Below are 21,385 nucleotides of genomic sequence, written 5' to 3'. Positions count from 1 at the left end.
GACGGTCTTTATTGGCTGAGCGCATCAATGTTCTCTGACCTTTTTCACCCTTCGCCCCCACGCGTCGAAGCGCATACCCCGTGAACCCGTCGGCATTCAAGTCCAGCCGCCAAGGACATGCGCCCCGCACCCGCAGTACAGCGCGCCTCTCGAGCGAGGTGCCGTAGCCCATGCTAATTTGCCCTACTACTTCACACGCAACCGCAGCTCGCGGGTCGCACATGTGTGGGATCAATTAGCGCAGCTAGTGGGCCAGCAACTTGAAATCGAGGGTACGGCATGGACGACAAATTAAGAAACAAAATTATCGAAAAGTTCGCTCGATCACAGGATGCTCTGGTTCTTCAGCAATCAGACCTATCTCTTAAGTCGGTATCTGACATGGTGGCCTCGGGTGCGATAGACATAAGCCCAAAATATCAGCGCCGAGAACGATGGGACAATATAAAAGAATCTGAGCTAATTGAGTCCTTTCTTCTCAACATACCAGTACCCCCAATCTACCTAGCTGAAGATGAGTACGGGACATATTCAGTCATTGATGGAAAGCAACGAATAACAGCTATTCATAAATTCCTCAATAGCAACTTGAAACTCACGTCGCTGAAAAAGTTTACTGAACTTGAGGACTTCACCTTTGACACGCTGCCAAGCCCCCTAGCAAATGCCCTTAAGATTAGACCTTACTTGCGCGTAGTGACGCTTTTGCGACAATCGGATCCAGACCTCAAGCACGAGGTATTCCTTAGGCTAAACAAGGCTGGTGTCGCACTTAACTCCCAAGAAATCAGAAACGTGGCATTTCGAGGACGGCTCAATGACCTGCTCTTTAGCCTATCTGAGAATCAATTTTTTTCTACCCGCCTGAAGACCACGCCTCAGTCCAAAGTCTATCGTGAAATGACCGATGTTCAGTACGTTCTCAGATTTTTCACAATCCGCGAGTACTGGTCGAACTTTCCTGGAAACATGGACAAGGCGATGGACGCTTACATGCAGGAGCACCAAAAGACCTCAGCGAAAGAAGTCGAAAATTTAAAAGCTATATTTGAATCGTCGATTGATTTCTGTGAGAAATGTTGGGGCGACCAAGCCTTCACTAACCCGAGATCAAACAGCAGATTTTTGCAAGGCTTTTACGACATTGAAATGATCTGTTTTAGCCTGCTAAGTCAGAATCAAAAGAAAAAAGTACTCGGCGATCCGACACATGCAAAGAAGGCACTGAACGACCTTCTAAAAAGCGATCAGGATTTTTACCTATCCGTAACGCAGTTCACATCTAATCCAAAAAACGTTCACTATCGGATTAGCACCTACTTGGATCGCTTAAAAGGGATCTAAGTATGTCTGCGAAGACTGATCTGTTTGAACGGCTTAGGTACCTCGGCTCAGCAATCGCTCTCGGAGAACTTGTTGACAATGGAATAGCTCAAAGCGAGCACAATGGAAGAGCGAACCTGCTGCGAAAGGGCGTGGGTATTATTGGATTTAACTTGCTTGAGGATTATGTAAAAAGCAGGACGATTGAGGCTTTGTCCACAATTTCATCCTCTGGCTTGGCCTTCGATAACCTCCCGGAGAAGATGCGAACTGCGGCCACCCTCAATGCCTTGGAGACTTTAAACGCGCGAGCAAAGATTGAAAAAAAGTCTGGGCGCGACTGGCTCACCCTGATTCAAACTGAATCACAAAAAATATATTCTACGGCTGGCCATACTTACGAGCTATCAAGCGTATCCCTGGCTTCAGGCGGTTCGAATGTCACCGCATCTGAAATTTCCGAAATACTTGTTGCTTTCGGCATAAGCGGAGGATGGGGTACATTGAAAGCTATTTGCGATGCTATTGGTGGCGGCTTACCTGACCTCGCGCAGGCATATCAAAATCTAGCGGATAGACGTCATAGCGCTGCTCACGTTGCTGGTTTTAAGTTCAGCCATACTTGGCTTACGTCGATGGCGCACGAAATTCTTGCAATCGCCGCCGCACTCGACATAGTTTTAAGCGCGAAGTTGAGAATGATCTCGCGGCTTCCCACGGTTCCTGCGCAGCAACATGACATATCGACCGCCACGAATTATCTTTTCCTCGAAGAAAATCGTGGTTTCTATCGTGAGACGAAAATGATCGGCGGAAGATCGCGAAAGAACTGGCATTCACTTGGCGCCGCCCTTGCGGAACTCAAGCCAACGCTGGTGCAAGTAGATCGCTTTTTAATTGTTATTGGATCTGACCGCCGTATAAGTGACTGGCACACTTAGTTCAGCAAGCGAGCGACTTGTTTGGAAATCGACTACAGCGGCGATCAGCTTTACCTAGACATGCGAAATCTAGGCTCTCGCGGAAGTCCAGGGAGCGGGCACGAAGGCGGCCATTGGCCGCCTTTATCTTTCCTCATAACTCCAATCAAACCCCCAACGGATTCGGCTTCTCCGCATCGATCTTGTACGTCTTGATCGCCCTTGCGACGTCCTTCGCGGTCATCTTGCCTTCCGCTGCCAGCGCAGCGATGGCGGCGTGGGCGACGTAGTAGCGGTCGACTTCGAAGTGGCGGCGCAGGTTGGCGCGGGTGTCGCTGCGGCCGTAGCCGTCGGTGCCGAGCACGGTGTAGTGCATCGGGACGTAGGCGCGGACCTGCTCGGCGTAGGTGCGGATGTAGTCGGTGGCGGCAATCGCCGGGCCCTGGCGGCCTTCCAGCAGGCCGGTGATGTGGGCCTTGCGCGGGGCCTTGGCTTCGGGGTGGAAGCGGTTGTGGCGCTCGACGTCTGCACCTTCGCGGGCGAGTTCGTTGAAGCTGGGGCAGGACCAGATGTCGGCGACCACGCCGAAATCCTTCTCCAACAGTTCGGCCGCGGCGATGACTTCGCGCAGGATGGTGCCGCTGCCCAGCAGCTGCACGCGCAACTGGTCCTTCTTCGGCTTGCCGGCATCCCGGAACAGGTACATGCCCTTGATGATTCCCTCGGCGCTGCCCTCGGGCATGTCGGGGTGGGCGTAGTTCTCGTTCATCAGGGTGATGTACCAGTACTCGTCGTGCTGCTCGACGAGCATGCGCTGCATGCCGTGCTGGATGAGGGTCACCACTTCGTAGCTGAAGGTCGGGTCGTAGCTGCGGCAGTTCGGGATCAGCCCGGCCTGCACCATGCTGTGGCCGTCCTCGTGCTGCAGGCCTTCGCCGTTGAGGGTGGTGCGGCCGGCGGTGGCGCCGAGCAGGAAGCCGCGCGCGCGCATGTCGCCGGCCTGCCAGGCGGCGTCGCCGACGCGCTGGAAACCGAACATCGAGTAGTAGATGTAGAACGGCAGCAGGGCGAGGTCGTTGCTGCTGTAGCTGGTGGCGCAGGCGAGCCAGGAGGCGAACGCGCCGGCCTCGGTGATGCCTTCCTGCAGCACCTGCCCGGCGGTGTCCTCGCGGTAGTACATCAGCTGGTCGCGGTCGACCGGCTTGTACTTCTGGCCGAACGGGGCGTAGATGCCGATCTGCCGGAACAGGCCTTCCATGCCGAAGGTGCGCGCCTCGTCGGCGACGATCGGTACCAGCCGCGGGCCGACCAGCTTGTCGCGCAGGGAGATGTTGAGCATCTGCACGAACGCCATCGTGGTGCTGATCTCGCGCTCGCCGGTGGACTTGAGCAGGCGCTCGTAGGTCGCCAGCGGCGGCACTTCGAGCTGCTGGGTGGCCTTGCGGCGGCGCTGCGGCAGGAAGCCGCCGAGGGCCTTGCGGCGCTCGAGCAGGTATTCGATCTCCGGCGAGTCCTTGCCGGGGTGGTAGAACGGCACCGCGCTGTCCTTGAGCTGGTCGTCGGTCACCGGGATGTTGAAGCGGTCGCGGAACGCGCGCACGTCATCGTCATCCATCTTCTTGGTGCCGTGGGCCGGGTTCAGCGACTCGCCCGCCACGCCCATGCCGTAGCCCTTGACCGTCTTGGCCAGGATCACGGTCGGCATGCCCTTGGTGTTCACCGCCTGGTGGTAGCTGGCGTAGACCTTGTGCGGGTCGTGGCCGCCGCGGTTGAGGCGCCAGACGTCCTCGTCGGACAGGTTGGCGACCAGCTCGGCGGTCTCCGGGTACTTGCCGAAGAAATGCTCGCGGGTGTACGCGCCGCCGAAGGCCTTGCAGTTCTGGTACTCGCCGTCGACGGTTTCCATCATCAGCTGGCGCAGCTTGCCGCTGCTGTCACGGGCCAGCAACGGATCCCAGTAGCTGCCCCAGACGTTCTTGATGACGTTCCAGCCGGCGCCGCGGAACTGGCCTTCCAGCTCCTGGATAATCTTGCCGTTGCCGCGCACCGGGCCGTCAAGGCGCTGCAGGTTGCAGTTGATGACGAACACCAGGTTGTCGAGGCCCTCGCGGCCGGCGACCGAGATCGCGCCGAGGGATTCGGGCTCGTCGGTCTCGCCGTCGCCGAGGAAGCACCAGACCTTGCGGTCGGTCTTCGGCATCAGGCCGCGGCCTTCCAGGTACTTGAAGTTGCGCGCCTGGTAGATCGCGCTGATCGGACCCAGGCCCATCGACACGGTCGGGGTCTGCCAGTAGTCCGGCATCAGCCACGGGTGCGGGTAGGAGCTGATGCCGCGGCCATCGACTTCCATGCGGAAGTGGTCGAGCTGGTCCTCGCTGATGCGGCCTTCGAGGAACGAGCGGGCGTAGATGCCCGGCGAGCCGTGGCCCTGGATGAACAGCAGGTCGCCCGGGTGGTCGTCGCTCGGGGCACGCCAGAAGTGGTTGAAGCCGACGTCGTACAGCGTCGCCGAGGAGCCGAAGGTGGCGATGTGGCCGCCCAGGTCGCCGGGCTTGCGGTTGGCCCGCACCACCATCGCCATCGCGTTCCAGCGGATGATCGAGCGGATGCGCCATTCCATCGCGGCATCGCCGGGGCTCTTGGCCTCCAGGTGCGGCGGGATGGTGTTGATGTAATCGGTGGTCGGCTCGAACGGCAGGTGCGCGCCGGCGCGGCGCGAGACCTCCACCATGCGCTCGAGCAGCTGGTGCGCACGGTCGGTGCCGTCGCGCTGGATGACGGCCTCGACGGACTCGATCCACTCCCGGGTCTCGGTCGGGTCCGGATCGTTGTGCATCAGCTCGTTGAGCGGGCTTTCGTATGTATGGGTCATGCGCCTCGCGGCCCCGTGGCCGCGCCTCGTGAACAGGTGGGATCGATGCGGCCGATTCTACCGCGCGGGTGCGATGGACGGCTGACCGGGGTCACGGCGACGCGACCGTGGGGCGGCGTATGGGGCGGCATCCGCCGCAATCCGCGGAGTGGGCCCGACAAAGCGGAGGGACGGCCCGGCGGCGCTTCCGACAGGCGGTCTGGGCCGGCTCGTCCAGGAACGGTCGTGAGCCGGTCGCACATTGAGGTTCTGGGCGTTCGCGACTGACGTCGCTCCTACGATCGAGGCTGGTCCAGTCGGACAAAACGTAACCAAGCGCTTGGTAGGAGCGACGTCAGTCGCGAACGCGCAGGGTTATCCGATGCGACGCCGGGGCCAATCCCGATGTTTCCGCAACTCGGGGGCACGCACCCTCGTGGCATGAGCGCATTGTCTCCCGTTCGCCGAGGCCACGCTGCATTGCGGCGCGGGCGGGCTTCGGTAACCCATCAGGTTTACCTCGTCACGTTCACCACCTTCGCGCGGCTCACCCTTTTCAAGGATCCCGACTGCGCGAGCGCGGTAGCACGGGCACTGATCGACCGCCGCCTGTGGGTGTCCTCGGAGCTGCTCGCGTGGGTCGTGATGCCGGATCACTGGCATGGGCTGATCAGGCTGGGCGATCTGGACTACCTTCCGTCGCTGGTGCAACGGATCAAGTCGAACACCAGCCGGCACGCCCGGCAGGCAAACCCCGCACTGGAACGGACATGGGCGACGGGCTATCACGACCGCGCCATCCGCGAGGACGAAGCCTTGATCCACGCCGCCCGCTATCTGGTCATGAACCCGGTGCGCGCGGGACTGGTGGAGCGGGTCGGCGATTACCCGTTCTGGGACGCGCGCTGGCTGTGACCGGCTCGCTGTGACGGGCTGACGATGACTGCTCGCTGTGACTGGCTCTGGACTGACGCGCGCGCCCGCCGCTACTGATCCGGCCGGGTCGCGACCACCAGCCAGTTGTTGAACGGGGTTCTGCCGTGCAGCGGGGTGAACCGGCTGTGCAGGCCGGCGGCGGCGAAACGCCCGCGCAATGCGTCGGGGTCGGGGTAACGGCGCGGCCCGGCATTCATCCAGCCGATCAGGCGCGAGAACACATCGACCGCGCGGGTAAGGCGCGCGCGGCGGCTGCCATCGTCCAGACCGGTACGGATCACCAGCCGCGCGCCCGGCGTCAGCATCGCGATGGCCGCGTCCAGGGTGCGTTGCTGGGCATCGGCATCGAGGAATTGCAGGACATCGAGGATCGCCACACTGCCTTGGTGCGCGGGCAGTCCGCGGGCCAGGTCGATGCACTCGAAACGGGTGTCGAGCAGCTCCCGCCGTCGCGATGCATGGCGCGCGCGTTCGATCTTGCCGGCGTCGTTGTCGACGCCGCGGTAGGCCAGCCCGCTGCCATCGGCGCGCAGGGCGTGAGCCAGCAGGCCCAGGCCACAGCCCAGGTCGAGCAGCGGCGGCTGGCTGCCCTGCAGCGCCGCGCAGACGCCGGGGTACAGCGGATCGCTGAGCAACTTGCTGCGGGCGTAGTGGTAATCCCAGCCCTTGCCGAACCGGCCTGCCGATGCGAATGCGGCGGCAATCCCGTGCGCGCTTTCCGGCGACATCGGACGCGTTGTCGCCTCCATCAATGCAGCGCCAGCGCGGCTGGATCCATCAGCGGATGTCGCCGCCGGGCTGGCGCATGCCGGCCGGCGCGTTTGCCGGCGCGTTTGCCGACGCTCCCGCCAGCAGTCCGCGAACCACCGGCAACGCCTGCTCCGCCCACAGCGCATACAGTGACGCGGACGGGTGCAGGCCGTCGTCGACCAGCATCGCGGGCTCGCCGCCGTGTGCGCGGCTGACCGGCGTGATGTCGACGAAGGCCACGCCGTGCACGCTGCACAATTCCGCGGCGGTGGCGTTGTAGGCGTCCAGCTCATGCGCGATCAGCGCGCGGTCGCGACCTTGCGCGGCCGCAAACGGGGTCACGCCCCAGTCGGGTATCGACAGCACCAGCACGCGGTCGGCACGCTGGCCGGCGAGCGCGATCGCACGGCGCAGCAGGCCGTGGAACTCGCCCCGGTAGTCGGCCACGCTGCGGCCGCGGTACTGGTTGTTGACGCCGATCAGCAGGCTCACCAGGTCCCAGCGGCCCAGCGGCTCGGCGGCGTCCATCGCGCTGGACAGCTCGTCGGTGGTCCAGCCGGTGGTGGCGATGATGCGCGGGTCCGCGATGTCGATCCCCGCATGACGCAGCTGCGCGGCCAGCCGCACCGGCCAGCGCGCGGTTTCGGCCACGCCCTCGCCGATGGTGTAGCTGTCGCCCAGCGCGAGCCAGCGCATCGCGGCCATCTCAGGCCACCGCGACTGCAGCGGTCGCAGGTTCCGGCGAACTTGCGGCGGCGAGTCCGGTCGCACGCTCGGCGACCCGGTCCAGCACCCGCTCGATCCGCCGGAACACTTCGGCCAGTTGCTCCGGCTGCGGCAGCAGGGTGACCCGGAAGTGGTTGCGGTACGGCACGTTGAAGCTGGAACCCGGCACCACCAGCACATCCTCGGTTTCCAGCAGCTCCAGCGCGAAGGCGTGGTCGTCGAAACCGCGGGCGGCGATGCCGGTCACCGCCGGGAACGCGTACAGCGCGCCGGCGGGGGCCACCAGTTGCAGGTGCGCGCTGGCCTTGATTGCCTCCACCACCACCCGCCGCGCCTCGTGCAGCCGGCCGCCGGGGGCGCACAGCGCGGTAATGGTGTCCTCGCCATGCAGCGCGGCGTCGATCGCGAACTGGCCCGGCACGTTCGCGCACAGCCGCAGCGCGCCCAGCAGGTCCATCGCGTGGTGGAAGTCGGCGCTCGCGGCGGGATCGCCCGACAGCACCGCCCAGCCGACCCGCCAGCCGCAGGCGCGGTGGACCTTGGACAGTCCGCCGAACGACAGGCACGGCAGGTCGCCGGCCAGGGGCGCGACCGGCTCGAACGTCGCCCCGTCGTACAGGATCGAATCGTAGATCTCGTCGCACATCAGCAGCAGGCCGTGCCGGCGGGCGATGGCGACGATCTGCTCCAGCAGCGCGCGCGGGTAGGTCGCGCCGGTCGGGTTGTTGGGGTTGATCAGCACGATCGCGCGGGTGCGCGGCGACACCAGCGCCTCGATCTCCACCGGGTCGGGCAGGAAACCCTGCCCTGAGGAGGAGTGCTCGGGTGCGCAGCGGTAATACACCGGCCGGCCGTCGTTGAGGATGGTGGCCGCCGACCACAACGGGTAGTCGGGCGACGGCAGCAGCACCTCGTCGCCGGGGTTCAGCAACGCGCGCAGCGACAGGTCGATCAGCTCGCTGACGCCATTGCCGATGAACACCCGTTCCGCCGATGCCTGCGGCGTGCCGCGCCCGCGATGGAAGGCGGCGATCGCCTCGCGCGCAGCCGGCAGTCCCTGCTGGTGGGTGTAGGGGTCGGTGTCGGCGATCCGCCCGGCGATCGCGCGCTGCAGGTGCGCCGGCGCGCGGAAACCGAACGCGCCCGGGTTGCCGATGTTGAGCTTGATCAGCGTGCGGCCCTGGGCCTCCAGCTCCCGCGCCCGGCGGGCGAGCTCACCGCGGATTTCATAACGGACTTCCGACAGGCGGGCACGGGTTTTCAGGCGGGCAGGAGACATCGGGGCGGGCAGAATAGGGGGAAAAACGAAGCCTAGCCGATTCCCGGGCGGTTGTAGGAGTAACTGTCCTTATCAAACGGCACGCACTTTTCTGCAGGAGCGACGTGAGTCGCGAATGCACTGGCATCCGATTTCGCCGTGCTGTCGCGACTCACGTCGCTCCTGCCGGGAGCACGTTGCAGGGTGTTTGGCTCGCGTGCAGGGCGGCTTCAGCCGCGATCGGGAGTTGGCGCGGGCGAACGATTCCCGATCGCGGCCAAAGCCGCTCCTGCGACCAGGGAAGTCCCCGTTGGACCGGAAGCAGGCACCCGTCCGCTATGTAGAATCGCGCCATGCCCCGATTCCAGCACGCTCCGTGAACCCCGACCGCGCCCTGCAGGCGATTGGCTGGCCGCTTGACGACGACGGCCGGCCGGCGGTGGCGGAATGGCGCGAGATGCTGGCCCGCTTCCCCGCCGCGCATCCGGCGCGGGTGGTCGAACAGCACCGCAGCGGCTACGTCGTCGCCGACGGGCCGGACCACAGCTCGCCGGTGGAGTCGCCCCCGGAATGGCAGCGGGCACCGAGCTACAAAAAGGGCGCGACCCCGGCCGAGCAGCGCGCCGGGGTCGGCGACTGGGTGCTGGTGGAGCCGGCACCGGCCGGCACCGTCAACACCCCGGACCAGATCGTCGCCCTGCTGCCGCGCCGCAGCGCGATCAAGCGCGGCGCCGCCGGCGAGCATTACAGCCAGCAGCTGATCGCGGCCAACGTCGACACCGTGTTCGTGGTCTGCGGGCTGGATGCGGACTTCAACCCGCGCCGGATCGAGCGCTATCTGTTGCTGGTCAGCGGCAGCGGCGCGGAACCCGTGGTGGTGTTGACCAAGGCCGACGAAGCCGAAAACGTGGCCGGCTCGCTGGAAGCGCTGATCGATCTGGCGGCGCAGGACGTCGCGATACGCGCGGTCAATGCACGCGATCCCGACAGCGTCGCCGCGCTTGATCCGTGGCTGCGCCCGGGCACCACCGCGGTGCTGGTCGGCAGCTCGGGCGCGGGCAAGTCGACGCTGACCAACACCCTGCTCGGCCACGAGCGCATGAAAACCGGCGCGGTGCGCGAGAGCGACGAACGCGGCCGCCACACCACCACCCACCGCGCGCTGATCCCGTTGCCCACTGGCGCCTGCCTGATCGACACCCCCGGCATGCGCGAGCTGAAACCGACCGGCGAGGAGGATGTCGCCGAAAACTTCAGCGACATCGAGGCACTGGCCGCGCACTGCCGGTTCCGCGACTGCCGGCACGCGCAGGAGCCCGGTTGCGCGATCCGTGCCGCGATCGAAGGCGGGAAACTCGACCCGCGGCGTTTCGCCAACTACCTCAAGCTGGAAGAGGAGGTCGCCGGCGCCGCCGGGAAACTCGCCGCGCGCCGCGCCCAGAACATCGCCGCCACGCCACCCGCCAAGACCGCTGGAAAAAAAGTGGTCGCGAAGCCAGCAGGCAGGACGTCCGGCAAACCCTCCCGGCAACTGCCGCGGCCCGATGATGACTACGGGGAAGACTGACCCCGACATCGCCCACCACGCCGCGCTGGACGAGCGCATGGTGCGGGCGGCGGGCGGGATCAAGGTGCTGACCCTCGCCAGCTGGCCGGCCGCGCACGCGACCGCGTTCCTGGCCGACCACGCCCGCGGCGTCGAGCGGTTGCCGCAGGTGGCCTACCCGCGCCACGACTTCGGCGAGGCCCGCGCCGAACTGGCCGCCATCGCCCGCCAGGCCGATCCCGACCACCCGCTGGGCCAGTACCTGATCGACGCCACCGGCAGCTGGGAAACCGCCGCGCGCCTGTGCGAGGCCCTGGGCACCGGCGCGGTCACCGGCCTGTCGCGGCAGCTGTACGGCGATCCCGACGCCGCCCTGCCCGGCAACGGCCCCAGCGCACGCGTGGCGGCGCAGCACTTCATCGGCATCGCCGACCAGTTCAACCGCGAGCTCGTCTCCCCCGCCGAGCAGGTCGAGATTTCCGCCACCGCGCTGCAACTGCAGCTGCAGCGGGACCTGGACGACTATTTCAACGAACGCCGGATCGAGGTCGTGCTCGATCCCGACCTGATCGCCAAGGCGGCCGCCGGCGCGACCCGGATCCGCCTGCGCAGCGGCGCCGCGTTCACCGACTACGACCGCCAGCAACTGCTCCAGCACGAGGCATTCGTGCACTCCTTGAGCGCGCTCAACGGCCGCGAACAACCGGTGCTGGGCAGCCTGGCGCTGGCTTCGCCGCGCACCACCGCGACCCAGGAAGGCCTGGCCACGTTCGCCGAGCAGATCACCGGCACGATTGACATCGCCCGGATGAAGCGGCTCAGCCTGCGCATCGAGGCGATCGCCCGCGCGCTGGAAGGCGCGGATTTCATCGAGGTGTTCCGTTTCTTCCTCGACGCCGGCCAGACCCCGCAGGAGGGCTTCGCTTCCGCCCAGCGCGTGTTCCGCGGCGTGCCGACCGGCGGCGGCGACGCATTCACCAAGGACACCGTCTACCTGCGCGGCCTGATCGGCGTGCACACCTTCTTCCGCTGGGCCCTGCGCCAACGCCAGCTGCGCCTGTGCCGCTGGCTGTTCGCCGGCAAGATGACCCTGGGCGACGTGCAGCGGCTGGCGCCGCTGTTCGAGTCCGGCGTACTGCACCCGCCGCGCTGGCTGCCGACCTGGGTCGCCCGCGCGAACGGCCTGGCCGGCATGCTCGCGTTCTCGCTGTTCGCCAACCAGATCCGGCTGGACACGATCGAGGACACGGGTTTCGCGGATATCTGATCGGATTCGACGGGAACCGCTGCCGGGGAACGCCTTTTACTGATCCAGCAACAACGCGACCGCCCGCTCGCCGGCGCCCATCGCCAGGGTCCAGCCGAGCATTCCGTGACCCACGTTGAAGGCGATGTTGCCGCGCTCGCGGCGGATGATCGGCACCGATTCCGGCGTCATCGGCCGCAGACCGGCCCACAGGCTTTCGATCGCGTCGTAGCGCGCGGCGTCCGGCAGCGACGCGCGCGCCATCGCGATCAGCTGCTTCGACCGCGCCGGATCGACGTCCACCCGGTGATTGCCGACCTCGGCCATTCCGGCGATCCGCATCCTGCCGCCGAGCCGGCAGAACACGATCTTGCGGTCGGTGTCGGTGATGCTGACCGAGGGAGCGTTCCCGCCCGGTGGAGCGGTCAGCGAGTAGCCCTTCATCGGCATCAGTGGCAGGTACACCCCGAGTTGTTTCGCCAGCGAGACCGCCTGCACGCCGGCACACACCACCAGCGAGCGCGATGTCCGCTGCTGGCCATCCCGGGCGGTAAGCATCACGCCCTGCGGCGTTTCCTCGACGCGGGCGACATCGAAGTCGAAATCCGTGCGCACCCCATATTGCTCCCGCAGGACCGCGAGCAGTTCCTCGCAGAACCGGTGCGTGTCACCCACCTCCTCCGTCGGGGAATGGATCACTCCGATCAGCCCCGTGGCGTCGGCCAGCGCCGGTTCGATCGCGATCGCCTCGGACGCGCTCAGGACGTGCTGCTCCACGCCGTGCGCGCGCTTGATGTCCACCATCGTCCGGGCCGCCGCGAACGCCTTGGCATCGCGGTAGAGGTGCATCTTGCCGGGCGCAAGGTGGTCGAACCGGAGCGGATGACGGTCCAGCAGGGCGGCCATCGCAGTGCGCGATTCCAGCGCCAGCCGCAGCACCGCCAGGGTGTTGCGCTGGAACTGGCCGGCACCGGTGTTGCGCAGGAACGACAGCCCCCAGCGGAAGAAGTCGGGATCCAGCGACCACTGCAGGCGCAGTGCCGGATCCCTGCCCAGCGCCACCGCGGGCAGCTTTGCCCACAGCGACGGGCTGGCCATGGCTTCGGTGTAGGCGTAACTCAGCTGTCCGCCGTTGGCGAACGACGCGCCCAGCGCCGGCGCGGATGCGCGCTCCACGATCCGCACCGACAGGCCACGCCGGGCCGCGGCATACGCCGTGGCCACGCCGACCACACCGGCACCCAGCACGGTCAGGTCGACAGCGGTGTCATCCATGGCGTGCGGACCCGGCAGATGGTGGGAGGGAAAATCGTCGGCACATCGCTCAGCGCGCCTTTATTTCAGGAAGTTCATGAAGCCGGTGATGATCAGGGCGTTGCTGAAGTCGATGAAGAACGCCCCCACCAGCGGCGCGACCAGGAAGGCACGCGGCGCCGAGCCGTAACGCAGCACCAGCGTGCGCATGACCGCGATCGCGTTGGCCGAGGTGCCGAGCATGAAGCCGACGAAGCCGCCGCCCATCACCGCCGCGTCGTAGTCCTTGCCCATCGCACGGAACACGACCACGCAGAACGCCACCACCGCCGCCGCCTGCACGAACAGGTTGAACGCCAGCGGCACCGCCATGCCGGCCAGTTCCCACAGTTTCAGGTTCATCAGCGCAATGGACAGGAACAACGCCAGGCTGACGTTGCCGATCAGCTCGACGGTGGGCACCGACAGGCCGATCCAGCCGGTGACGTCGTCGATGTTGCGCACCGCCGCACCGACCAGCATCGCGCCGATGTAGGCCGGCAGGGTCAGGCCCAGCGCCGCGAAGCCCTTGCCGATCCAGGCGCCCAGCCACATCGCCACGAGGATGAAGACGATGCTCTTGAGCGCACCGAACTCCCGTTGCGCCTCGCTTTGCCCCGGCTCCAGCACGATCTCGGTCGGGTCCGCCACCTCGACTGGATGGTCGCCCGGCGTCTTCAGGCGCCAGCGCCGGATCAGCACGGTCGCCGCCGGCCCGCCGATCAGCCCGCCGGCCACGATGCCGGCCATCGCCGAGGTGATCGCGATCGACTCCGCGCCCACCAGCCCGGCCTCCTCGAACAGCGGCGCAAACGCCAGGCCGGTGGCAGGCCCGCCGGCCATCGTCGCCGAGCCCACCAGCACGCCGAACAGCGGGTGCAGGTCGAACAGCGACGCCACGCCCAGTCCGATCACGTTCTGCAGCACCGCAAAGCCGGTCGCCAGCGCCAGGAAGATGCCCACCTGGCGACCGCTGACCCGCATCAGCGAAATGCTCGCGTTGACGCCCAGCGTGGTGAAGAACGCCACCATCAGCGGCGTCTGCAGCGAGGTGTCCAGCTCGAACAGCGTGGTGCCCTGCCGGTGGGCGAACAGCACGATCAGGGCGACGACCAACCCGCCCACCACCGGCTCGGGAATGTTGTAGCGCCGCAAAAAAGGAATGGCGCGGCACAGCGCGTACCCACCAAGGAGAGCCAGGCCGCCCAGGGCGACCGTTTCCACCGCGTCAAGTTGAAGCACCTGGTTTCTTCCCCTGCTTTTTGCGACAGGTGATCAGACGCGTATTCGCCATCACGGGCAAGTCCCGTTGGTTGGGCCGTGGCCAAGCAGCCCTTCCGGCAAGTGCATCTGCCCCGGCGCCTTGATGTGGGCGCTGCGCACCGGCTTTCCCGCGCGGCGCGCGGCTTCGGTGGCGACCGGTCCGTCGGCATCGACATGGCGGCGGGACACATGGAAAATCCCGGCGGGCAGGCCAACAGTGCCCGCGCACCAGGCCGTCGCCGCCAGATCGCGCATCCGCGACAACTCGTTGGCAGCCGGCAAACGGTCGCAACATGACCTTCCGTAGCCATGCCCCATGGAAGGCCAGCCTCCGGCCGGTGGCCAAGCGGTCGCAGACGGATAGAATCGGAGGTCCCTTTCGCCACGCGCCCGCAATGTCCAACGACGATCTCAAGCAAGCCGCCCTCGACTACCACCGCCAGCACCCGCCCGGCAAGATCAAGGTCGCCGCGACCAAGGCGATGGTGACCCAGCGCGACCTGGCGCTGGCGTACTCGCCGGGAGTCGCCTACGCCTGCGAGGCGATCGTCGCCGATCCCAACGCCGCCCGCGACTACACCGCGCGCGGCAATCTGGTCGCGGTGGTCACCAACGGCACCGCGGTGCTCGGCCTGGGCGACATCGGCCCGCTGGCGGGCAAGCCGGTGATGGAAGGCAAGGGCGTGCTGTTCCAGAAGTTCGCCGGCATCGACGTGTTCGACATCGAGATCGACGAGCGCGACCCGGACAAGCTGGTCGACATCATCGCCTCGATGGAACCGACCTTCGGCGGCATCAACCTGGAAGACATCAAGGCGCCGGAGTGCTTCATCGTCGAGCGCAAACTGCGCGAGCGCATGAAGATCCCGGTGTTCCACGACGACCAGCACGGCACCGCGATCATCGTCGGCGCGGCGATCTACAACGCGCTGGAAGTGGTCGGCAAGAAGATCGAGGACGTGCGCATCGCCACCACCGGCGTCGGCGCGGCGGGCATCGCCTGCCTCGACATGCTGGTCGCGCTGGGCGCACGGCCGGAGAACATCCTGGCGTTCGACCGCGACGGCGTGCTGTACAGCAACCGCCCGGGACTGGACACCGAGAAGGCCCGCTACGCGCGCGACACCGACAAGCGCGAACTGGCCGAAATCGTGCACGGCGCCGACGTGTTCCTGGGCCTGTCCGCCGGCGGCATCCTGACCGCGGAGATGGTCGCGACCATGGCCGACCGGCCGGTCATCCTGGCGCTGGCCAATCCCTATCCCGAGATCCTGCCCGACGTCGCCAAGGCGGTCCGTCCCGACGCGATCCTCGCCACCGGCCGCTCGGACTACCCCAACCAGGTCAACAACGCGGTCTGTTTCCCGTACATCTTCCGCGGCGCGCTGGACGTCGGCGCGACGGTGATCAACGAGGAGATGAAGCTCGCCTGCGTGCACGCGATCGCGCAACTGGCGCGGATGGAAGCTGGCGACCTCGCCTCGGCCTACGGCGGCGACGTGCCGACCTTCGGCCCCGAGTACCTGATCCCGCGCCCGTTCGACCCGCGCCTGATGGTGATGGTGTCGTCCGCCGTCGCCCGCGCCGCGATGGACTCCGGCGTGGCCACGCGCCCGATCGAGGACATGGCGGCCTACGAGGAGACGCTCGGCCAGTTCGTCCACCGCACCGGCCTGCTGATGAAGCCGGTCTACGACCGCGCCCGCAGCGACCGCAAACGCGTGGTGTACGCCGAGGGCGAAGAGGAAGTGGTGCTGCGCGCGGTGCAGACGGTGATCGACGAGGGCCTGGCCACGCCGATCCTGGTCGGCCGCCCGGAAGTGATCCAGACCCGCATCGACCGTCTCGGCCTGCGGATGCGCCAGGGGGTCGACTTCGAGCTGACCAACATCAACGACGACCCGCGCTTCCACGACTACTGGCAGCAGTACCACACGCTGACCGAGCGTCGCGGCGTGACCATCGAGGCGGCCAAGAGCCTGATCCGCTCGCGTCCGACCCTGATCGCCGCGCTGATGGTCGAGCGCGGCGAGGCGGACGCGATGATCTGCGGCATCGTCGGCCGCTTCCACAAGAAGCTGGGCTACCTGCGCAGCATCTTCGCCTTCGACCGCGGCATCACCGGCACTGCCGCGATGACCGGCGTGATCAACGACGCCGGCGCGTGGTTCTTCCTCGACACCCACGTCCAGCTCGACCCCAGCGCCGAGCAGATCGCCGAGGCGACCATGCAGGCGACCTACCGGCTGAAGCTGTTCGGGGTGGAGCCGAAGGTCGCGCTGCTGTCGCACTCCAACTACGGCAGCCACGACAACCCGTCGGCGGCGAAGATGCGCAAGGTGCGCGAGATCCTCAAGGCGCGCGTGCCGAAGCTCGAAGTCGATGGCGAGATGATGGCCGACACGGCGTGGAACGAGGCCCTGCGCAAGCGCATCTTCCCCAACACCACCCTGAGCGGCCGCGCGAACCTGTTCGTGCTGCCCAACCTGGACGCGGCCAACATCACCTACAACATGTTCCGGGTCGCGACCGACGGCGTGGCGATCGGTCCGATCCTGATGGGCCTGGACAAGCCGGCGCACATCCTGACGCCGGATTCGACCTCGCGCCGGGTGGTCAACCTGACCGCGATCGCGGCGGTGGACGCGCAGATCCGCGCCTCGCGCGGCCGCTGAGTGCCGCATCGCCGGCCCGGTGCATGCCGGGCCGGTGCCTCCGGGTCCGCCATGTCCGGCGCACTCAACCGGTGTTCTGGATCCCCGCGGCGATGCCGTTCACGGTCGCCATCAGCACCTGCAGCAACCCATCGTCGCTGCGGTCACCGGCCCGCCAGCGCTGCAGCAGGTCGACCTGCAACAGGCTGATCGGATCGACATACGGGTTGCGCAGGCGGATCGACTGCCGCAGGCGCAGGTCGCCTGCCAGCAGCTCGTCCTCGCCCTTGATCGCCAGCACCGCAGCGCGCGTGCGCCGGAACTCGGCGACGATGCCGGGGTGCATCTGCGCATGCAGATCGGGCCGGCCCGAGGCCGACGCCAGGTCCGCGGCCAGTCGCGAATAGCATTCGAAGATGCCCAGGTCGGACTTCGCCAGCACCATCTCGACATCGTCGACCAGGGTCGCGAAGAACGGCCAGTCGCGCACCATCTCGGCGTAGGCGTCGCGACCATGCAGCGCCAGGCCACGCTCCAGCGCCGTGCCGACGCCGTACCAGGCGGTCAGCCCGGAACGGTTCTGGGCCCAGGAAAACACCCACGGAATCGCGCGCAGGGATTCCACCCCGCCAGTGCCGATGCGCTTGGCCGGACGCGAACCGATCCGCAGGCGCTCGATCACGTCGATCGGCGTGGCCGCACGGAAATACGCGGGAAAATCCGGATGCTCGTGGACCAGCGCGCGGTAGTGGGCACTGGAATCGCGCGCGAGCTCGGCGGCCAGTTGCTTCCAGCGCGGCGCGCGCGGTTCGGGCGGACGCGGGCGCAGGGTCGTGCGCAGCACCGCGCCGGTGGCCTGCTCCAGGTTGCGCAGCGCCAGCGCGCGGATGCCGTACTTGCGATGGATCACCTCGCCCTGCTCGGTCAGGCGCAGCACGCCGTCCACCGAGCCGCGCGGCGCGGCGATCACCGCCCGCTCGGTCTTGCTGCCGCCGCGACTGGCCGACCCGCCACGGCCGTGGAAGAACACGATCCGCACGCCGCTGTCCTGGGCCAGCGCGGTCAACGCGACCTGGGTCTGCTGCAGCGCCCAGCGCGAGGCGATGATGCCGCCGTCTTTGGCGCTGTCGGAATAGCCCAGCATCACCACCTGTCGGTGACCGCGCGCGGCCAGGTGCGTGCGGTAGACCGGGTCGTCGAACAACGCGCGCATGGTGTCGGCCGCGGCCTCCAGGTCGGCCACCGTCTCGAACAGCGGCGCGACGTCCAGCGGCACCACATCGCCGTCATCGCCCGGCTCCACACAACCGGCGATGCGCGCCAGCGCCAGCACCGCCAAGGCATCGGCGGCGCTGCGGCTCATGCTGACGATGTACGGACCGAACACACGGTCGCCGTAGCGCGGGCGCAGCCGGGCCACGGCGCGGAAGACCTCCAGCGTTGCGCGCGCTTCTGCGTGGTCCGCATCCACCGGCGCGGTATGACCGTCGATCAGCCCGTGCAGCCGTGCCGCACGGTCGGCCGGATCGCGCGCCTCCCACTGCGGATCGCCCAGCAGGCCGGCCAGGGCGAGATCGTGCATCGCCGAGTCTTGCCGCAGGTCGAGGCTGGCCAGGTGGAAGCCGAAACAGCGCGCGCGCCGCAGCAGCCGGCGCAGCACGAAATCCCCGGCGTACTCGCCGCGATGGGCCAGCAGGCTGGCGTGGATGCATTCGATGTCGGCCACGAACGCCGCCGCGTCCGGATAGCCGGCCGCCTCGTCGTGGCTGGTCGCCCGCAACCGCGCGCCCATCAGCGTGAGCAGGTTGCGGTATGGCATGTCGGCGTGGCGCGGGTGCAGTCTGGCGGCCGCCTGCGGCAGCAGTTCGCGGTACTGCGCGATGCGCTGCAGGACGTCATCGCTGAAATCCACCCGGCTCAGCGACTGGCTCAACAGGTCGGCCAGCCGGTCGATATCGCGCCGGTACGCGGCCAGCACCAGCGCGCGTTGCCCGGCCAGGGTCGCGGCAATGGTGTCGGCACCGACATTCGGATTGCCGTCCATGTCGCCACCGACCCAGCTGCCGAAACCCAGCACGTCGGGCAGCGCCAGGGCGTCGCCGTACTGCTCGCGCAGCGCGGTCTCGAACACCTCGAAGAACACCGGCAGCACCCGGTACAACACCTCCGACAGGTAGAAGCCGACGTGCTCGAACTCGTCGGCGACGCTGGGCTTGGCGGCCGGTGCCTCGACGGTCTGCCAGCTGGCGGTCAGCGCCATGCGCATGCGGCCGCGATCGGCACGGCGCTCGGTCGGTGTGCGGCCACGGTCGATGTCGTTGACCAGGCTGCGCACGATCTCGCGCTCCTTGTGCAGCAGCACCCGCCGCACCGCCTCGGTCGGATGGGCGGTGAACACCGGCTCGATCCGCAACCGCGGCAGCAGCCCGGCCCACTCCTCCACGCCCACGCCCTGGGCGGCCAGCGCGCCGATGACATCCCTCAAGCCACCGGGCTGGGCACCGTGCTCGGCGCGCTCGTGCTCGCGTCGGCGACGGATGCGGTGCACGCGTTCGGCCAGGTTGACCGCCTGGAAATAGGTCGAAAACGCACGCGACAGATCGCCGGCATGGATCAGTTCGTGACCGGCCAGCGCGTCGGCCAGTCCGGTCACCGGGCGGTCGTTCTCGCGGCGCAGGATCGCCGCGCGGCGCAGGCGCTCGACCTCGGCCAGGAACGCCGGACTGCGTTGCTCGGCCAGGATCTCGCCGACCAGCGCGCCCAGCAGTTTCACGTCCTCGCGCAGCAGCGTATCGACCGGCGCGAACTCGACCGTGCGCAGGGAGTCGTCGGTGGTATCGGATGGGTCGCTCATTGCCCAAGGCTACCCCAGCGCCTGCCGGTGGGACGTGCCTGCGCGTCTGGAACGCGCTTGGGCCTTACCGCTCCCGCGGGCTCGGCACGTCGCTACTTGCTGGCGGAATTTCCGCGCGGGACGGAACGTGCTGGTCGCGGCCGCCGAAACCGCTCCTGCATCCGGTTGCACGCAGTCGCGGGTGAGCTTGGATCACTCCGCCAGCGGCGGCCGCCTCAGTACGCGAACTCGCGGAATACCGGGTCGATGTTGCCGCCCCATACGCCATGGAACAGCGCGAGCTTGCGCTCGGCCGGCGTCTCGCCCGCCTCGACCAGCTCCATCAGTGGGCCGAGGAAGATCGACTCGTCGCTGCCGTTGCCGTTGAGGCGGGCGCGGCGCGCCAGTCCGTGGGCGGAAATCTGCACCGCGCGGCGGGCGAGATCGAGCACGGTGCCGCCACGGAACGGCAGTTTGAGCGCCTGCCGCGGCACGCCGTCGCGCAGGGCGTGGATCTCCGCGAGGCTGAAGTCCTTGACCAGATCCCAGGCCGCATCCAGCGCGGTGTCGTCGTACAGCAGACCCGTCCAGAACGCCGGCAGCGCGCAGATCCGGTTCCACGGCCCGGCGTCGGCACCGCGCATCTCCAGGTACTTCTTCAGCCGCACCTCGGGGAACGCGGTGGTGGTGTGGTCGGCCCAGTCCTGCAGGGTCGGCAGCTGGCCCGGACGCGCCGGCAGCTTGCCGGCCATGTAGTCGCGGAACGACTGGCCGGAGGCATCGATGTAATTCTGTCCGGAAGCCTCACCTTCGCGGTAGATGAAGTACATCGGCACGTCGAGCAGGTAATCGACGTAGCGCTCGTAGCCGAAACCGTCCTCGAACACGAAATCCAGCAAGCCGGAGCGGTCGTTGTCGGTGTCGGTCCAGATGTGCGAGCGGTACGACAGGAACCCGTTCGGCTGGCCTTCGGTGAACGGCGAGTCGGCGAACAGTGCGGTCGCGACCGGCTGCAGGGCCAGCGAGACGCGGAACTTCTTCACCATGTCGGCTTCCGAACCGACGTCCAGGTTGACCTGCACGGTGCAGGTGCGGGTCATCATGTCCAGGCCGAGCGTGCCGACCTTGGGCATGTACTCGCGCATGATCCTGTAGCGGCCTTTCGGCATCCACGGCATCTCGTCGCGGCGCCACTTGGGCTGGAAGCCCATGCCGAGGAAGCCCAGTCCCATCGGCTCGGCCACCGCGCGCACTTCGCGCAGGTGCGTCGACGCCTCGCGGCAGGTCTCGTGCAGGGTCGCCAGCGGCGCGCCGGACAATTCCAGCTGCCCGGCCGGCTCCAGCGACACCGACGCATCGTCGCGGGTCAGCGCGATCACCCGGCCATGCTCCTCCACCGGCGTCCAGCCGAACTGGACCAGGCCCTTGAGCAACGCCTCGATGCCACGCTCGCCATCGAAGGTCGGCGGCCGCAGGTCATCGACCCGGAAGCCGAATTTCTCGTGCTCGGTGCCGATCCGCCAGTCATCCCGCTCGCGTGCGCCGGAGCTGAGGTACTCGACCAGTTGCTGGCGCGACTCGATCAAAACATCCTTGACATGACTGGGGCCGGACACGCGCACCTCGTTGGGGTCGTTGGTAAGGGGTGGCTAAATGCCGGACGACGATATGCGGGACCACACCGGCGTACACAAGACCCGCAGTTTAGAACGCGCACCCAACCGATACCGCCGGGCAATGAAACACTGCATTGCTCCAGGCAACGCCTGCAGGCGCTGCAAGGCAG

General features: G+C 66.9%; 15 protein-coding genes. 6 read left to right on the top strand and 9 right to left on the bottom strand.

Annotation, left to right across the window (positions count from 1 at the left end):
- The first annotated feature begins 279 nt into the window (after window positions 1–279).
- Window positions 280–1,344: a DUF262 domain-containing protein gene (locus N792_RS13835; RefSeq protein ID WP_084105715.1), complete on the top strand. Its 1,065-nt coding sequence runs from the start codon at window positions 280–282 to the stop codon at window positions 1,342–1,344.
- Window positions 1,345–1,346: 2 nt separating this feature from the next.
- A complete protein-coding gene (locus N792_RS14030) occupies window positions 1,347–2,264 on the top strand; it encodes a HEPN domain-containing protein (RefSeq protein ID WP_156969381.1) in 918 nt (305 codons plus the stop codon).
- Window positions 2,265–2,409: 145 nt separating this feature from the next.
- Here the strand turns inward: N792_RS14030 and aceE are convergent, their stop codons facing one another.
- Window positions 2,410–5,115 (bottom strand): pyruvate dehydrogenase (acetyl-transferring), homodimeric type, encoded by a 2,706-nt coding sequence (gene aceE, locus N792_RS10545; protein WP_036194916.1) that lies wholly within the window; start codon window positions 5,113–5,115, stop codon window positions 2,410–2,412.
- A gap of 384 nt (window positions 5,116–5,499) precedes the next feature.
- On the opposite strand from aceE, the gene N792_RS10540 reads away from it, so the two are divergent.
- Complete coding sequence (locus N792_RS10540; protein WP_198025593.1) at window positions 5,500–6,009, top strand: REP-associated tyrosine transposase; 510 nt, start codon at window positions 5,500–5,502, stop codon at window positions 6,007–6,009.
- 71 nt (window positions 6,010–6,080) lie between these two features.
- Here the strand turns inward: N792_RS10540 and N792_RS10535 are convergent, their stop codons facing one another.
- Genes N792_RS10535 through N792_RS10525 form a run of 3 tightly spaced genes read right to left on the bottom strand, consistent with a single transcriptional unit; the run spans window position 6,081 to window position 8,785 of the window.
- Complete coding sequence (locus tag N792_RS10535; RefSeq protein WP_036195154.1) at window positions 6,081–6,758, bottom strand: methyltransferase domain-containing protein; 678 nt, start codon at window positions 6,756–6,758, stop codon at window positions 6,081–6,083.
- A gap of 49 nt (window positions 6,759–6,807) precedes the next feature.
- Window positions 6,808–7,485 carry an SGNH/GDSL hydrolase family protein gene (locus N792_RS10530; protein WP_052103968.1) on the bottom strand — a complete coding sequence of 226 codons (678 nt, stop codon included), beginning with the start codon at window positions 7,483–7,485 and terminating at the stop codon, window positions 6,808–6,810.
- A 1-nt stretch (window position 7,486) separates the two neighbouring features.
- A complete protein-coding gene (locus N792_RS10525; RefSeq protein ID WP_052103966.1) occupies window positions 7,487–8,785 on the bottom strand; it encodes an aminotransferase class I/II-fold pyridoxal phosphate-dependent enzyme in 1,299 nt (432 codons plus the stop codon).
- A 355-nt stretch (window positions 8,786–9,140) separates the two neighbouring features.
- On the opposite strand from N792_RS10525, the gene rsgA reads away from it, so the two are divergent.
- Together rsgA and N792_RS10515 are read left to right on the top strand one after the other, a co-directional pair.
- Window positions 9,141–10,331, top strand: a complete 1,191-nt coding sequence (rsgA, locus tag N792_RS10520; protein WP_224743880.1) for a ribosome small subunit-dependent GTPase A — start codon at window positions 9,141–9,143, stop codon at window positions 10,329–10,331.
- Window positions 10,312–11,577 carry a peptidase MATCAP family protein gene (locus N792_RS10515; RefSeq protein ID WP_036194909.1) on the top strand — a complete coding sequence of 422 codons (1,266 nt, stop codon included), beginning with the start codon at window positions 10,312–10,314 and terminating at the stop codon, window positions 11,575–11,577. The genes rsgA and N792_RS10515 overlap by 20 nt, the downstream gene beginning before the upstream one ends.
- 36 nt (window positions 11,578–11,613) lie before the next feature.
- Here the strand turns inward: N792_RS10515 and N792_RS10510 are convergent, their stop codons facing one another.
- The 3 genes from N792_RS10510 to N792_RS10500 are packed head-to-tail and all read right to left on the bottom strand — an operon-like array spanning window position 11,614 to window position 14,430.
- Window positions 11,614–12,831 carry an FAD-dependent oxidoreductase gene (locus tag N792_RS10510; protein ID WP_036194905.1) on the bottom strand — a complete coding sequence of 406 codons (1,218 nt, stop codon included), beginning with the start codon at window positions 12,829–12,831 and terminating at the stop codon, window positions 11,614–11,616.
- Window positions 12,832–12,891: 60 nt separating this feature from the next.
- Complete coding sequence (gene gltS, locus N792_RS10505) at window positions 12,892–14,091, bottom strand: sodium/glutamate symporter (RefSeq protein WP_036194901.1); 1,200 nt, start codon at window positions 14,089–14,091, stop codon at window positions 12,892–12,894.
- A 51-nt stretch (window positions 14,092–14,142) separates the two neighbouring features.
- Complete coding sequence (locus tag N792_RS10500) at window positions 14,143–14,430, bottom strand: hypothetical protein (protein WP_191150480.1); 288 nt, start codon at window positions 14,428–14,430, stop codon at window positions 14,143–14,145.
- Between the two features lie 77 nt (window positions 14,431–14,507).
- Between N792_RS10500 and N792_RS10495 the strand changes: the two genes are divergently transcribed.
- Complete coding sequence (locus N792_RS10495; protein ID WP_036194896.1) at window positions 14,508–16,787, top strand: NADP-dependent malic enzyme; 2,280 nt, start codon at window positions 14,508–14,510, stop codon at window positions 16,785–16,787.
- Between the two features lie 64 nt (window positions 16,788–16,851).
- Here N792_RS10495 and ppc read toward each other — a convergent pair whose 3' ends face one another.
- Complete coding sequence (ppc, locus tag N792_RS10490) at window positions 16,852–19,620, bottom strand: phosphoenolpyruvate carboxylase (RefSeq protein WP_052103964.1); 2,769 nt, start codon at window positions 19,618–19,620, stop codon at window positions 16,852–16,854.
- Window positions 19,621–19,835: 215 nt separating this feature from the next.
- The gene (locus tag N792_RS10485) at window positions 19,836–21,215 is read right to left on the bottom strand and encodes a glutamate--cysteine ligase (protein WP_036195140.1); all 1,380 of its coding nucleotides are present in this window, start codon (window positions 21,213–21,215) and stop codon (window positions 19,836–19,838) included.
- Between the last annotated feature and the right edge of the window lie 170 nt (window positions 21,216–21,385).

It is taken from the genome of Lysobacter concretionis Ko07 = DSM 16239 (assembly GCF_000768345.1).
GTDB classification, from domain to species: Bacteria; Pseudomonadota; Gammaproteobacteria; order Xanthomonadales; family Xanthomonadaceae; genus Novilysobacter; species Novilysobacter concretionis.
This window is presented reverse-complemented; position numbering and strand designations above follow the sequence as displayed.